We start from the raw sequence: 13,257 nt of genomic DNA, 5'->3' as shown, positions 1-13,257 counted from the left end.
GAAATGCCGATATCGCCTGTTATGTTATTGATACGCTAAATGTTTTCTTCGGAAGGGAAAATTGTTTGTGCAAGATGATGATTAAGGCGCCTTGCTGCCGAAGTTAAATTATTTGAGCCTTCAATAAATGGTTCGACTTCTATTTTACCTTTCACCGCGACATGAAAAAAGGGCTTCGTCGCAGGAACTTGATACCATTTTTTCTCTTTCGTTAAGAATGTCGGAGAAACAGTAATATGGATCACGCGTAAATCGGTTTGTGTTCGAGTCGCGATTTGTGCCGCCCCACGCTGTAAGGATGGTTCAATTCCTGGCGTTGTGCGAGTTCCTTCGGGAAAAACAAGCAAGACATTACCGCGTGAGAAGCGCTCTTCACAGCGATCTAAAAGATCGTCAGGGGCTTGGTTGGGTATATAACCTGCTGCTTTGACAATCCTTTTCATAAAAGGGTTTTCCCAAATAGCGGCCTTAACGAGGCAATCACATTGAGGAAGTTGAGAGGCGATCAATACATAGTCAATCAAGCTAGGGTGATTGGCGACGATGATGCAGTTACGATCTTCACGTAATAGATCCGCACCATCAATTCGGTAATCAATTGCCCCGGTAAATTTCATGATCTGGCAAAAGGCGTTGAATGAGAAACGGATTAATCGCTGTGCTTTAAGCTCTCTTTTAATAGTATTGGGAGTCGTTAAAGCGATAGTCGGTAAGATTAAGAAGCTTAATATTAAGCCTCCGAGACCAAAGATGGTAAAGCAGAGCCCTGTCGCAAATACTCGCCAATATTGGTCGACTTTACTCATTATAGTGCCTCAGATCTTACGTTGTTTACCCACGACCATTGTTGCTGCTTGCCCGCAATAGTCCAGTTTGGTGTCTTCTGAAGAATATTATGCAGTGCTTTCAGAGCTTGTGGTAAGTCAGCAAGTGAGTCCTCAGCGTTCAACATTTTGGCATCTGTTACTCTAGATATAGAGTACTCACAACCAGCAGTAAGCACTATGCCCAGCGCATAATCAGCAAAGTTCTGTGTTTCGTACTCTTGGTAGAGTTCAGGCAGAGGTTGGTCGAAATCAACCACCAATACACGGTGTGACGGGTACTGGTGAAGGTAAAGATAGGCTTCAATCAGTGCGTTATGGAAAGTGTCTTGTCCTGCGGCAATTGAGGTCAGTGGAATAGGTGCTTTTGCGGCAATTGTTGTTAACCCCGCAGCTGTATTGTGTACTGACTGAGAAAAAGCCATTGGAGAGGCGTCGTCACCTTCTAATATTGATTGAATTAAAGTCGCGGTTCGGTGTAGCTCACCATGTCGGCTGGCAAACACTAGATAATCAATAGAGGTGTCTTTCAAAAGGGTTAATGCGGTTTGGACGGCCAATTTGCTTTGCATACTCATTCGGCGGCGCATCATTGGAGGGATGGCTTTAAATTCAGTTGAGCCATCTTGAGGCCAGTCTAAATTAGTGCTCCACGCTTGCCATTCTGCAACGGAATTGAGACCGGTCGAATTTGCAGACCATTTCTCAATATTAAACGACATTAATTGGGATTGATTTGACATAGAGTATTGATTTGCTTTGGCTCTAACTAAATACTATGCGTGCTTATAAACAAACACAGATAAGGAATTTAAATGAAATTACTAAAAATAGCCGTTTCAATGTTATTCATATTCGTTCTTGCTGGATGTGGACGTGTCCAACCTGTAATGAATGTTGAGGATACTCCAGTTGCACTGAATCTTCAAAGTAAACAGGTGAAATCAGCTATTTATGAGTCTGCTGAGAACCGAGGCTGGTTGGTTTCAGAAATAAAGCCTGGTTTGATCCGCGCTGAATTGTATGTTCGCTCGCACCATGCTGTGGTTGAAATTCCTTATAGTGATAAGTTTTACTCTATTCTTTACGTTGAGTCAGAGAATTTGAAGTACGACGATGGTGAAATACACCGTAATTACAATCGTTGGGTTAATAACTTAAACGTTGATATTAAACGTAAGCTTGCACAAATGGCAGCTGAGTAACCCTCTATTATTTAAAAGTTAGGTTTTTCGTGTCGGAATATAAATTAGATCCATTCAATGCATTAGAAGCAAAAACAGAAGCTCAAAAATTGTCTTTCGCTCCTATTGTTTTTCATACTGCTCGTACACTTCGTGATTTAGGTATTTTAAAAGCCTTAGATGATGCGGGCAACGAGGGTTTGCCAGCAGAGACGCTCTCTGAAATAACCGGTGTATCCGAGTACGGCGTGAAAGTTCTGCTCGATATGGCGTTAAGTGCCCATATTGTTACTTGGGACAAACCTAACTATAAAATGGCCAACCTTGGCTTTTACCTTCTGCACGATGGCATGACCAACGCGAACATGGATTTCACTGCTGATGTTTGCTACGCCGCGATGATGCATTTAACGGAAGCGATTGAAGAAGGTACACCTGCCGGCTTGAAAGAGTTGGGTGACTGGGAAACCATTTACCAAGGTTTGTCTCAATTGCCAGAAAAAGCAAAAGAGAGCTGGTTCAAGTTTGATCACTTCTATTCCGATCGTTCGTTCCCTGTTTTGCTTGAGAAAGTCTTTAGCAAGAAACCTAAATCACTAGTGGATATTGGCGGTAACACGGGTAAGTGGGCAATGCAGTGCTGCAACCACGACTCAGATGTTGAGATAACGATTGTCGACTTGCCACAGCAACTAGAAATGGCAATGACAAACGCGACACAACATGGCCATCAAGACCGAGTGACGCCATTCCCAGCCAACATGCTCGACAAACAACAAGCGTTGCCGACGGGTGCAGATGTGTGGTGGATGAGCCAGTTCCTTGATTGCTTCTCGCCAATGGAGATTCTGAGCATATTAAAGCGTGTTCGCTCTCATATGTCAGAAGAGGCAACAGTCTATATCCTTGAACTGTTTTGGGATGCACAGAAATACGATGCGGCTTCTTATAGCTTAAACGCGACTTCTCTTTACTTCACTTGTTTGGCCAACGGCAACAGTCGTTTTTACCGCAGTGAAGATTTCTTAGAGATCGTTGAAGAAGCTGGCTTTGAAGTGGTGGCCCGTACCGACGATATCGGTCTTGGTCATACACTGCTTGAATTGAAAGCTGGCGCGCAATAAAAAATAACAAACATGGCTTAAATTAATGAAAAAACTGTCAACTCAAGTAGTGATCATCGGAGCTGGGCCATCTGGGTCTATTGCCGCGTCTTTGCTTCATAAAAAAGGCATCGATGTTCGAGTGATTGAAAAGAGCCTTTTCCCGCGCTTTTCTATTGGTGAAAGTCTATTACCTGCTTGTATGGAAGTGATTGAACAAGCTGGCATGAGCGAAGCGGTGGCTGACGCTAACTTCCAATTTAAAGATGGTGCCGCTTTTCGTAAAAATGGCGTGTACACCGCGTTTAATTTTGAAGATAAGTTCTCTGCTGGGCCGGGAACCACGTTTCAGGTTCAACGAGGCGCCTTTGATAAGGTGTTAGCAGACACTGCCGAGGCGCAAGGTGTTGCCATTGATTATCAACATGAGTTGACGGGCATTAACTTCACTGAAGACAGCACCATTTTAGACGTACAAGTGCTTGATGGAGAACGCTATCAGCTAGAGGCTCAATATGTGCTGGATGGCAGTGGCTTTGGTCGCGTGTTACCGAAGATGCTTGATTTGGAAGAGCCATCATCGCTTCCCCCACGCAAAGCTATTTTTACGCACATCAACGATCATATTTCAGCGACGGAGACAGACCTTGAATATGATCGAAATAAAATCCTGATCTCGGTGCACCCAACCAACCCTGACGTTTGGTATTGGTTGATCCCGTTTAGCAATGGTGTCTCTTCGTTTGGTGTCGTAGGAGAGCCGAAGTTCTTTGAATCATACCCACAAGACAAGATTGCTGCTCTTAAACAACTGGCAATGGAAGAGCCGGGTTTAGCTGAGACTCTGGTTAATGCAGAATACCCTAACCCTGCGGGTGAAATCGGTGGTTATTCAGCTAACGTGAAGCACCTTGCGACAGACAAATACGCATTGCTTGGTAATGCGGGTGAGTTCCTTGATCCTGTATTCTCATCGGGCGTGACGATTGCGATGAAGTCGGCTCAGTTTGCGGTTGAGTGTGTGGAAAAACAGCTTAACGGCGAAGAGGTCGATTGGGAGCGCGATTATGCCGATCCGTTGATGGTTGGCGTAAACACCTTTAGAACATATGTTGAGGGGTGGTACTCTGGTACGCTGCAGGATGTGATTTTTTATCAAAATCCAAACCCGAAGATTAAGCAGATGGTGTGCTCAATTTTGGCTGGCTACGCATGGGATCAAACCAACCCTTATGTGAAAGAGTCAAAGCGTCGATTGGCGACACTGGCTGAGATATGCCGAAACTAGGTAATCGACTTTGTATGTAGCAATACTCTAAATTGTCACGATGGTTCGTCATAAACTAAAAACAGCCGCAATGTGCGGCTGTTTTTGTATCTGAAAAATATGGGTGGTCAACTTAATCGGATTTAAGCCTACTTCAGGTCGATGCTGTTCAATCGTCCCATAAATATAAGTAGTTCAATTACGTCTTTGTGAGCATCAAGCAGTGCACGTTTGGTTTGGCTATAAGCGGCAAGTCGGCCGTGCTTTCTGATTGAACATACCTTGGTTTTGTACTTGTAGTCACCATTCTCAGAGAAGACGCGCCACTTAGCTATGTAGCACTCGTCGCGGTGCTCAGGATCACTCTGAGTTGGGTTAGGCTTAAATACAATCTTAGGCTCTAAACTGTGAGGCAGACGCGTCATAAGATAGGGCTCTCTGAGAACCTTAGGCCAAAATTTGCCCCAAAGCTGTCTACCCAGTTCGTCTCTTAATTTGATGGTTTTCTTTAGTGCCTTGTCTTCACCCATACGAACAAAGCCGACCGAACGGTGTAGCACCTTATCTTCGGGAGTATGAATGTGGATTTTAAAAGCGGTTTTGCCTTTCGAGATAAAGCGGTAACCGGTAGCACCAATTAGATTATTCTGACTCATAGCTTGCTAAGTGATGATTATATTATTAATAAGATTACGACAAATACCGCGAAACCGAAACAAATCCCCATGAAAAAAATAAAGCCTTAGTACTTTTGCTAAGGCTTTATTAGAAACTATGAGACGAGAGTGTCGCTAACTACATGATTTTTTGCATTACATCACCAATTTGAATGCTTCCTGCAAGGCTTGGTTGGTCGATCGTAAGTTCTGCTTCGTTCTCGTAAACACGAGAAACCGTCAGCGTGATGTCGCTTTGCGACACTTTATTGCGCGGCAAGCCTCGTTGGTCGATAAACGAACCTGTGTGCCATAGCTGCAGTTTGTCACCCTGTTGTACACCGTGCATTCGACCTAAATCAATGGTCACCGTGTTACCAAATACCGCTGCAACCTCTGGAAGCGTGATCTTACATGACACTTCCGATTCCAAGTCCAACATAATATTGCGGCTAACACGCAGCATCATACTGCCGTAGGTTGATGCCCAGAAACGGGCACTGCGGGTGTCGACTTCACTAGTCTTAGCAAATGGCCACTTTGCCACTTCACGATAGCTACGGTTGTAAACCTGATGTCCTGTTTTGCCATCGAAGACTTGCATCTCTAAAGCAAACTGACGATTGATGATGTCGTCTTTCAAAAGTTTGGACTCGATGGTCGCGGTTAAATCGGTAATATCGCCACCAATGATGTACTGCGCGCCAGTGTCTTGGGCGATCATTTTGATCACCTCAGGTCGACGTTTGTCGATGTCGTAATTGGTCGTGCCAACGGAAACAAAGCTGCGAGACTCTTGTGCTAGCTGTCGATCCACGACATGGCCAAAATCATCGCCAATATTATAAATTCTGCCCATTACCGCTTGTTGTGGGGAGGTCACATCAATGTTGCCGACCAAAAATGTCTTTTTATATTGGCTCTCATGGCAAGCATTTGCCGAAGGATAGATATCGATCCTTGCAGTGATCATTATATTGCCACTACGCTTTTTCTCTTTTTCTACCAAGATGTAGCGCACTTCGTGGTTGGTAAATTGATATTCCTTTTTCTTCCCATCTAGATACGGCGTGAGGTTGGCAATGCTTCCGATGTCGGCTCCTGAGAACTGAATAGCCTTGTATACTGCGTCTTCTAGTGCATGGATTCTTGCCGTCTCTTCTGACGACACGATGGTTGCAGTACCGGTAACTTCATACCAGGAGGCATGAGCACTGAAGCTTATTGTTATCAGTGAACTTATTGAAAATAAGTAAGAAATTATTTTTTTCATCTATTCGTTACCAGTTGGGTATAAATATTGCTTAACAAATAACTATAAGCTTGAAGCTGACTTAAGTGCGATTTTCTTAATCTGAACCATTAATGAAAAGCAAAGACTGTTCCAACATTGTAATCCATTGAAAAGAATAATGGTGAGAACATATTGGAACAGGTAGCACTAAATATATCTGGAGATTAGAGAATGAAAAAATGGCTCGTAGTAATGAGTGTCATGTTACTGACATCATGCGCTTATTCGCCGATCTATAACGGCAAGTCTGAATATTCAGGCAGTCAGTTTATGTTGATGGACAGCCCTCGTCATACTATGGATTTTTTCGTGGAAAGTATGACTGAAGATTTGATCATTTCGAATACAAGTATTTCAGCTAGAACGCCGATAGCGATCACTTCGTTTGTTGATTTGCAACATATGGATACAACGAATTGGCTAGGAAACTCGGTATCAGAAGGCTTCATTCATCAGTTTCAGCGTCGTGGCTTCAAGGTTGTTGACTTCAAAACAACCGGTTCTATTCAAGTGACTCACCAAGGTGACTTTGCGTTAAGCCGCGATTGGAAAGACTTAGCTCAAGAGCAAGACGTTCAATACGTACTAACAGGCACCATGCTTCGACAAGAAGGCGGTGTGTTAGTAAATGCCCGTGTTGTTGGCATGCAAACTCGTATTGTTGTGGCGTCTGCACAGGGCTTCTTACCTGCGGATCGTATTGGCCGTGACCTAGATACTCTGAATAGTATTCGAACTCAAGATGGTGTAATTATTCGCTCTGATCCAACGATGACCCAGCCTTATACTGTCATTCTTCGCCCTTAGGAGTTCGAGATGAAGAAGTTAATATTTGTTGTTGCCGCTTTACTGCTTGTTGGCTGTCAACCACTGCAAAACATGAGGCCAGACGATTTCTTGGTTGCCGTTGGTTATGCCAGTATCAGTGAACAAAAAGGGCGCAACGACGAAGAGAAGCGCATCCGCGCAATGAGAGCTTCAAAAATTGATGCTTACCGTGAACTTGCTGAGCAAGTCTATGGTATGCGAGTGAGTGGTCGAGCAGAGCTTGAAGATCAACGCCTTGGTACAGAACGTACTTCTGGTGCGGTTGATGGTGTAATTCGTGGCGCAGAAGTAGTACGCAGTTACCCTGTAGGTGATAGTTATGTCACTGAGCTTCAGCTCGATATTCGTAAGATGGAACAACTACGTAATTACGGCGAAGTTCAGCCAGTACCTGAAAAGAGACAACAAACGCTGTTCTAGTTTCGGTGTTTGAATCGAATATTCAAAGATATTGGCTGTTACTCGCTTTCCAGATGGCGTATCGGCAACTAATAACGGTTATGAATAAGAAAGCGGCAAGTATGAAAATACTTGCCGCTTTTTTTGTTTATCGATTTTGTAAGAGCGTTCAAAGGCTGATTAGGTGTTTTGATAAAAGATAATGATGGGAATAGTCTGAGATACAGATACAGATACAGATACAGATACAGATACAGATACAGGCAGAAGGTTAATAATGGGTATTACTGAAGAGGGAGGCTTAACTAGGCTTTTACATTGGTTCCCAGCGTAGAAATGGTATGTGTTTGGCCACCTGCATTGTAGGTCATGCCAATTTTACCGTGGCTTTGTTGCATCATATTGCTGAGCTTTTTGAAGCTAAGGTGCGCTCGATTCAAGGCTTCGCCATTAACAAGGTTCGCTTGCTGGCAGTCGTGCACTATGGACTGGATCTTTGTGACTAACTGAGCAAGTTCAGGATTCTCGGTCAGTTCTGAGACGTTGGTATGGGCAGCGATTCGTTGATCGGTTGATCTTAGCTGTTCAACAAGAACCACTTTTTCTTTGGCGATTCGCTCAATATCATTGGATTGTCGGCTCGTGATCGCGGTTTTCTCTGAACTTAATAATTCAGATAAGGCTTTGGCATTTTGAAGTTGGAAATTAACTAAATCTGCTAGTGCCGCCATAACGTAAACCTATTCATAACCTCTTGTACTTTAAGACAATAACTTCAATGAAAAGTTAGTGTTTACTTAAAGGCCTTTTAATTCGTTTTCGAACTTGATCATGTTGTCAGCCAGTTTTTCTGGATCAACCGTGTATGAACCGTTCGCAATTGCTTCTTTGATCGCTGCCACTTTCACAGAATCAAAGCTTGGCTGTGCTGCCATGTCTTGATGGAGTTGACCAATCGCTTTGCCTTGTTGGCTTAGAGAAACCGCATCTTTGCTTGCTGGTGATTTAGTTGATACATCAGAGCGTGATGCCTCAGAACTAGAATCAGAGCGTACTGCTGATCGGTTAGTGGTCGTTAGGGATTGCCCTGAACGAATATTATCAATGCCTGCCATAGTTAAGCCTTTTTCTTCAAAAATGGGAACCTGTACAGTCAATATCGACCAAGGGTTCGAATACTTTAGCAATTTTTAGCTCAATAGTCGAAAAGGGACAAAACACCGCCGCCGTTATATTTGGCGTTAGAGTTGAGAGCAAAATAGCTAACGATACCGTCAATTTAGAAGTAGATAGTTAAAAGTAAACTGTGACTTCAGACATGCTGGTAACAATCCCCTCAATTATACGCTGTGATTTATCATTTTTCACTCTTACTTGATCGCCCATAGAGCCATCGGTAAGTGCTGTGCCTTTGGTGGTAATGGTCATGCCACCTTTTACTGCCTGTATGATAACCTTCTCGTTTCGGCATACGACACAGATATCGCCTCTTTCAACTACATCACCGGGTCTCAGGTTCTTTTTTACCTTAGCGCCGATGACTTGTTGTGGAGCGGTGAAACCTTGGCGACGAAATTTGTTAAGAGAAATCATAGCGGTGGTGACATCGTATTGACCGACGATTTCGCCTCTCGCGAGTGAGCGAGTGGTGGTAACAAGGGGCACTGACATCGAAAGACGCACGGGTACATAAACGCGCCATTCATCAGGAATACATTGCACTAAAACCGTAATGCTGCTGCGGGTATTGGTGGTGGTTGAGGCGCTGGTCTCTAAAGGTGCTGGACAGTCTGTCGCTTTGATTCTTGAGTCAACATTTGCTGAATTTACAAAGAGTTCACCGCCTTGTGGCTGCTCAACCGTATCAAGGATGTGTTGCTCTGCTGCTGACTGAATCATCTCAATTTGTTCTGGGGTCGCAGCTTGTACAAAAAAACTAAACAATATTGATAAAATGCCGATAAACTTAGCGACAGTTTTAAAAGTAGCTCTACACATTGCTATGGAAAGAGGTGGCAAATTTGTTTTATAATACGTCATTCCGTTTCTCTGGTGGTTCGTAGCCTGCAGTAGACTAACACTTTTTATACAAAAAAGTTTGATATGGAGATGAGCTCATGACGGGTATTCTTGATTCGGTGAATCAGCGTACGCAACTCGTCGGTCAAAACCGATTAGAATTACTAACCTTTCGCCTAATGGGGCGTCAGCGTTACGGCATTAATGTCTTTAAAGTAAAAGAAGTGCTTCAATGCCCTAAGCTGACAAAGATGCCAAACTTGAACCCACTGGTTAAAGGTGTAGCACATATTCGTGGCCAAACGATCTCTGTGATTGACTTGAGCTTAGCGATTGGTGGCCGTCCTACAACGGATGTTGAAAAGTGTTTTGTGGTTATCTCTGAATTTAACCGAACCATTCAAGGTTTCTTGGTAAGTTCAGTAGAGCGCATTATTAACATGCACTGGGAATCGATTCTTCCGCCGCCAGATGGCGCAGGTAGAGCGAACTACCTGACAGCGGTAACCAACATTGATAATGAATTGGTAGAAATTCTAGATGTTGAGAAGATTCTTGCAGAAATTTCTCCTGTTGATGAAACAATGGACAGTAAGATTGCTGAAGATATTGCGAAAGTCGAACAAGAGAAAGAACTGGTTCGCCGCATCTTGATTGCTGATGACTCGACTGTTGCTCGTAAGCAGGTTCAACGTGCTATTGAGTCGATTGGTTTTGAAGTTATTTCTGTGAAAGATGGTAAAGAGGCCTATGAGAAGCTGGTGCAGATGTCATCAGAAGGCAGTATTTACGATCAGATTTCATTAGTGATTTCAGATATCGAAATGCCAGAAATGGATGGATATACGTTAACTGCTGAGATTCGTCGTCACGCCGAACTTAAAGATCTATACGTAATTTTACACTCATCGTTGAGTGGTGTATTTAACCAAGCCATGGTTGAACGCGTAGGAGCTAACTCCTTCATCGCGAAGTTCAACCCTGATGAGCTTGGTGCAGCGGTAAAAGCTGCGTTAACTAACTAAAAGAGACATTAATGACTGCTATAACAATAAGTGATCAAGAGTATCGCGATTTCAGCCGTTTCTTAGAATCTCAATGTGGCATTGTATTAGGTGACAGCAAACAGTACTTGGTGCGCAGTCGTCTAAGCCCATTAGTAGCGAAGTTTAATTTAGCTTCTCTATCTGATCTATTGAGAGACGTAGTAACAGGTCGAAACCGTGAGCTGCGTGTGGCTGCTGTCGATGCCATGACGACGAACGAGACACTTTGGTTCCGAGATACTTACCCGTTTGCTGTGCTTGCGGATAAACTTCTACCGGAAATAGCGGCAAATAAGCGTCCTATTAAGATTTGGTCTGCGGCAAGCTCCTCAGGCCAAGAAGCATACTCAATGGCAATGACGATTCTTGAAACTCAAGCTCGTAAGCCGGGTATGTTGCCAAATGTATCGATTACTGCAACCGACATCTCAGCAAGTATGTTGGATATGTGCCGTACAGGCGCGTACGACAACCTTGCATTGGGACGTGGACTTTCTCCTGAGCGTCGTCGTACCTTCTTTGAAGATGCGGGCGATGGTCGTATGAAAGTGAAAGATAACGTTAAGCGCATGGTGAACTTCCGCCCTCAGAACCTGATGGACAGCTATGCCTTGTTAGGCAAGTTCGACATTATTTTCTGTCGTAATGTGCTGATTTACTTCTCACCTGATATGAAGTCAAAAGTACTTAACCAGATGGCAAACAGCCTGAACCCTGGTGGTTACCTATTATTGGGTGCGTCTGAATCATTAACAGGCTTAACGGATCGTTTTGAAATGGTTCGCTGTAATCCAGGCATCATCTACAAATTAAAGTAATGAGTAGCACCAGTATAAGGTGCGACGTTACTGTTTAAATTCAAAACCCAGCCAAGTGCTGGGTTTTCTTTTGCCCGCTTAAGCTATATCTTTAAGTCAGAGTGACATTCCAATTTACTCTATTTTTTGGCTTGTATATTGCAAGTTTACCCACGAGTAACCTGTAAAAGTATAGATAGACCGCTTTGTTTTAAAAGTTGGTATATATATTGCTTTGGTTATTTCATAACAGTCAGTTCTTGAGTTGAGGTTTACATGGCTATTTCTTTTGACAATGCTTTGGGTATTCACCAGCACACAGTTGGTGTACGTGAGCGTAACGCTGAGGTGCTTTCCACCAATATCGCGCAAGCAAACACGCCTGGGTATAAAGCAAAGGGATTAGACTTTAAGAAATCACTGCAAGCGGCAAGTTCTGGGGCAAGCATTGGTCTTAGCCGTACAGATGGTCGGCACATTTCTGCCTCAACAACGGTGAACGGGGAAACGAAGTATCGAATTCCTACACAACCTGATACAGGAGATGGCAACACGGTTGATTTGGATTTGGAAAGAAACCTTTTCATGCAAAACCAAATTAGGCATCAAGCCTCTCTCGACTTCCTAGGAAGTAAGTTCAAGAATTTAACTAAAGCGATTAAAGGGGAATAATTAGATGAGCTTATTTAATGTATTCAATGTGACTGGTTCTGCGATGAGTGCTGAATCTGTTCGTCTAAATACGACCTCGAGTAACCTTGCGAACGCGGACAGTGTAAGTAGTTCTGCTGAAGAAACTTACAAGGCTCGTCACGCAGTGTTCGGCGCTGAGTTAAATAAAGCACGCAACAGTGGTCACACTGTGCCTGTGAAAGTCTTAGGTATTGTAGAAAGCGATAAGCCGCTAAGCGCGGAGTACAACCCGGATCACCCATTAGCAAACAACGAAGGCTACATCTACAAGCCTAACGTGAACGTTATGGAAGAGATGGCAAACATGATTTCGGCATCACGTGCGTACCAAACGAACGTACAGGTTGCTGACTCGAGTAAACAAATGCTGCTGCGTACGCTGCAGATGGGTCAATAAGGATAAGGAGGTAGCACATGGCTGGAATCAACAACAATGTTGGTCAAAGCGGCTTGTCCTATGTTGACCAGCTGAAGAGTCTTCAAGATGGCGCTAAGAAGCCCGACGAAACAACAGGTAAGCAGGATCTTAAACAAGAAGACTTCTTATCTTTGTTGACTAAGCAACTAGCACAACAAGACCCTTTCAAGCCGGTTAGCAATGACCAGATGATTGCGCAAATGGCTTCATTTGCGACCGTAGATGGCATTGGCAAAATGAATACACAGTTTGAAAGCTTGAATTCATCAATGACCTCTAACCAAGCACTTCAGGCATCCTCTTTGGTTGGTCGTGACGTATTGGTTCCTGGTGCGGCAGGTGTAAAACCTGGTGATGGCGGTATGGCGGCAATGGTTAAGCTTCCTCAGGCAATGGACAATGTAATGGTCCGTGTTGAGAACGAAGTTGGCCAATTGGTTCGCACATTTGATATCGGCTCTAAACCATCTGGTGATACACGTGTTGAATGGGACGGAAAAGACGAAGACGGTAACCCATTGCCGGCCGGTAAATATAACGTGAAAGCGTCGGGTTTACTGGATGGCGAGAACACAGAGTTTCAAGTTTCCAGTTATGCGAACGTGAACAGTGTGCTTCTTGGTAAGGGTGATGGCAACGTACTACTCAATCTGGCTGGTTTCACATCGCCAGTACGACTTGCTGAAGTACTAGAAGTTGGTAAAGCGTAGCTCTTTATTGAGTGACTAT

Annotated in this window: 17 protein-coding genes; 10 read left to right on the top strand and 7 right to left on the bottom strand. The window is 43.8% G+C overall.

The genetic code is table 11. The features are described from left to right. Positions 1–35: 35 nt before the first annotated feature. Together AB8613_RS04495 and AB8613_RS04490 are read right to left on the bottom strand one after the other, a co-directional pair. Entirely contained in the window at positions 36–806 is a 771-nt protein-coding gene (locus AB8613_RS04495; RefSeq protein WP_146492331.1) for a 1-acyl-sn-glycerol-3-phosphate acyltransferase, read from the bottom strand. Beyond that, a complete protein-coding gene (locus AB8613_RS04490; RefSeq protein WP_372384556.1) occupies positions 806–1,567 on the bottom strand; it encodes a beta-ketoacyl synthase chain length factor in 762 nt (253 codons plus the stop codon). Before AB8613_RS04490 ends, AB8613_RS04495 begins: the two co-directional genes overlap by 1 nt. Positions 1,568–1,639: 72 nt before the next feature. Here AB8613_RS04490 and AB8613_RS04485 point away from each other — a divergent pair, with 72 nt between their 5' ends. The 3 genes from AB8613_RS04485 to AB8613_RS04475 are packed head-to-tail and all read left to right on the top strand — an operon-like array spanning position 1,640 to position 4,399. Next, entirely contained in the window at positions 1,640–2,029 is a 390-nt protein-coding gene (locus AB8613_RS04485) for a hypothetical protein (protein ID WP_019824137.1), read from the top strand. A gap of 29 nt (positions 2,030–2,058) precedes the next feature. Next, positions 2,059–3,132, top strand: a complete 1,074-nt coding sequence (locus AB8613_RS04480) for a methyltransferase (protein ID WP_146492329.1) — start codon at positions 2,059–2,061, stop codon at positions 3,130–3,132. A gap of 25 nt (positions 3,133–3,157) precedes the next feature. Then, positions 3,158–4,399, top strand: coding sequence for an NAD(P)/FAD-dependent oxidoreductase (locus tag AB8613_RS04475; RefSeq protein WP_372384555.1), 1,242 nt, complete (start codon positions 3,158–3,160; stop codon positions 4,397–4,399). Between the two features lie 128 nt (positions 4,400–4,527). Here the strand turns inward: AB8613_RS04475 and AB8613_RS04470 are convergent, their stop codons facing one another. Both AB8613_RS04470 and AB8613_RS04465 read right to left on the bottom strand, forming a co-directional pair. Beyond that, the gene (locus tag AB8613_RS04470; protein WP_061019773.1) at positions 4,528–5,034 is read right to left on the bottom strand and encodes a hypothetical protein; all 507 of its coding nucleotides are present in this window, start codon (positions 5,032–5,034) and stop codon (positions 4,528–4,530) included. 139 nt (positions 5,035–5,173) lie between these two features. After that, complete coding sequence (locus AB8613_RS04465; RefSeq protein ID WP_146492327.1) at positions 5,174–6,307, bottom strand: flagellar assembly protein FlgT; 1,134 nt, start codon at positions 6,305–6,307, stop codon at positions 5,174–5,176. Between the two features lie 192 nt (positions 6,308–6,499). On the opposite strand from AB8613_RS04465, the gene AB8613_RS04460 reads away from it, so the two are divergent. Both AB8613_RS04460 and flgP read left to right on the top strand, forming a co-directional pair. Next, positions 6,500–7,135, top strand: coding sequence for a FlgO family outer membrane protein (locus tag AB8613_RS04460; protein ID WP_004736167.1), 636 nt, complete (start codon positions 6,500–6,502; stop codon positions 7,133–7,135). 9 nt (positions 7,136–7,144) lie between these two features. After that, complete coding sequence (flgP, locus tag AB8613_RS04455; RefSeq protein WP_060983616.1) at positions 7,145–7,576, top strand: flagellar assembly lipoprotein FlgP; 432 nt, start codon at positions 7,145–7,147, stop codon at positions 7,574–7,576. 284 nt (positions 7,577–7,860) lie between these two features. Here the strand turns inward: flgP and AB8613_RS04450 are convergent, their stop codons facing one another. The 3 genes from AB8613_RS04450 to flgA form a co-directional block, all read right to left on the bottom strand. Continuing rightward, positions 7,861–8,286, bottom strand: a complete 426-nt coding sequence (locus tag AB8613_RS04450; protein ID WP_372384554.1) for a flagella synthesis protein FlgN — start codon at positions 8,284–8,286, stop codon at positions 7,861–7,863. A gap of 66 nt (positions 8,287–8,352) precedes the next feature. After that, positions 8,353–8,670 carry a flagellar biosynthesis anti-sigma factor FlgM gene (gene flgM, locus AB8613_RS04445; RefSeq protein ID WP_146492325.1) on the bottom strand — a complete coding sequence of 106 codons (318 nt, stop codon included), beginning with the start codon at positions 8,668–8,670 and terminating at the stop codon, positions 8,353–8,355. Between the two features lie 178 nt (positions 8,671–8,848). After that, positions 8,849–9,595 carry a flagellar basal body P-ring formation chaperone FlgA gene (gene flgA, locus AB8613_RS04440; RefSeq protein ID WP_372384553.1) on the bottom strand — a complete coding sequence of 249 codons (747 nt, stop codon included), beginning with the start codon at positions 9,593–9,595 and terminating at the stop codon, positions 8,849–8,851. A gap of 77 nt (positions 9,596–9,672) precedes the next feature. On the opposite strand from flgA, the gene AB8613_RS04435 reads away from it, so the two are divergent. The 5 genes from AB8613_RS04435 (at position 9,673) to flgD (ending at position 13,238) form a co-directional block, all read left to right on the top strand. Further along, complete coding sequence (locus tag AB8613_RS04435; RefSeq protein WP_048609568.1) at positions 9,673–10,599, top strand: chemotaxis protein CheV; 927 nt, start codon at positions 9,673–9,675, stop codon at positions 10,597–10,599. A gap of 11 nt (positions 10,600–10,610) precedes the next feature. After that, entirely contained in the window at positions 10,611–11,438 is an 828-nt protein-coding gene (locus AB8613_RS04430; RefSeq protein ID WP_060983619.1) for a protein-glutamate O-methyltransferase, read from the top strand. Positions 11,439–11,693: 255 nt separating this feature from the next. After that, entirely contained in the window at positions 11,694–12,089 is a 396-nt protein-coding gene (flgB, locus tag AB8613_RS04425; RefSeq protein WP_004736175.1) for a flagellar basal body rod protein FlgB, read from the top strand. Between the two features lie 4 nt (positions 12,090–12,093). After that, complete coding sequence (gene flgC / locus AB8613_RS04420; protein WP_004736176.1) at positions 12,094–12,507, top strand: flagellar basal body rod protein FlgC; 414 nt, start codon at positions 12,094–12,096, stop codon at positions 12,505–12,507. Positions 12,508–12,524: 17 nt separating this feature from the next. After that, the gene (gene flgD, locus AB8613_RS04415; protein ID WP_010439286.1) at positions 12,525–13,238 is read left to right on the top strand and encodes a flagellar hook assembly protein FlgD; all 714 of its coding nucleotides are present in this window, start codon (positions 12,525–12,527) and stop codon (positions 13,236–13,238) included. Positions 13,239–13,257 lie beyond the last annotated feature (19 nt).

Source organism: Vibrio sp. BS-M-Sm-2 (genome assembly GCF_041504345.1).
GTDB lineage: Bacteria > Pseudomonadota > Gammaproteobacteria > Enterobacterales > Vibrionaceae > Vibrio > Vibrio satsumensis.
This window is presented reverse-complemented; position numbering and strand designations above follow the sequence as displayed.

Coding starts and splice junctions, on each gene's coding strand:
- AB8613_RS04475 (WP_372384555.1), top strand. CDS start 3,158: ATGAAAAAACTGTCAACTCAAGTAGTGATCATCGGAGCTGGGCCATCT.
- flgB (WP_004736175.1), top strand. CDS start 11,694: ATGGCTATTTCTTTTGACAATGCTTTGGGTATTCACCAGCACACAGTT.
- AB8613_RS04490 (WP_372384556.1), bottom strand. CDS start 1,567: ATGTCAAATCAATCCCAATTAATGTCGTTTAATATTGAGAAATGGTCT.
- AB8613_RS04465 (WP_146492327.1), bottom strand. CDS start 6,307: ATGAAAAAAATAATTTCTTACTTATTTTCAATAAGTTCACTGATAACA.
- AB8613_RS04485 (WP_019824137.1), top strand. CDS start 1,640: ATGAAATTACTAAAAATAGCCGTTTCAATGTTATTCATATTCGTTCTT.
- AB8613_RS04460 (WP_004736167.1), top strand. CDS start 6,500: ATGAAAAAATGGCTCGTAGTAATGAGTGTCATGTTACTGACATCATGC.
- flgD (WP_010439286.1), top strand. CDS start 12,525: ATGGCTGGAATCAACAACAATGTTGGTCAAAGCGGCTTGTCCTATGTT.
- flgC (WP_004736176.1), top strand. CDS start 12,094: ATGAGCTTATTTAATGTATTCAATGTGACTGGTTCTGCGATGAGTGCT.
- flgP (WP_060983616.1), top strand. CDS start 7,145: ATGAAGAAGTTAATATTTGTTGTTGCCGCTTTACTGCTTGTTGGCTGT.
- flgM (WP_146492325.1), bottom strand. CDS start 8,670: ATGGCAGGCATTGATAATATTCGTTCAGGGCAATCCCTAACGACCACT.
- flgA (WP_372384553.1), bottom strand. CDS start 9,595: ATGACGTATTATAAAACAAATTTGCCACCTCTTTCCATAGCAATGTGT.
- AB8613_RS04450 (WP_372384554.1), bottom strand. CDS start 8,286: ATGGCGGCACTAGCAGATTTAGTTAATTTCCAACTTCAAAATGCCAAA.
- AB8613_RS04470 (WP_061019773.1), bottom strand. CDS start 5,034: ATGAGTCAGAATAATCTAATTGGTGCTACCGGTTACCGCTTTATCTCG.
- AB8613_RS04435 (WP_048609568.1), top strand. CDS start 9,673: ATGACGGGTATTCTTGATTCGGTGAATCAGCGTACGCAACTCGTCGGT.
- AB8613_RS04495 (WP_146492331.1), bottom strand. CDS start 806: ATGAGTAAAGTCGACCAATATTGGCGAGTATTTGCGACAGGGCTCTGC.
- AB8613_RS04430 (WP_060983619.1), top strand. CDS start 10,611: ATGACTGCTATAACAATAAGTGATCAAGAGTATCGCGATTTCAGCCGT.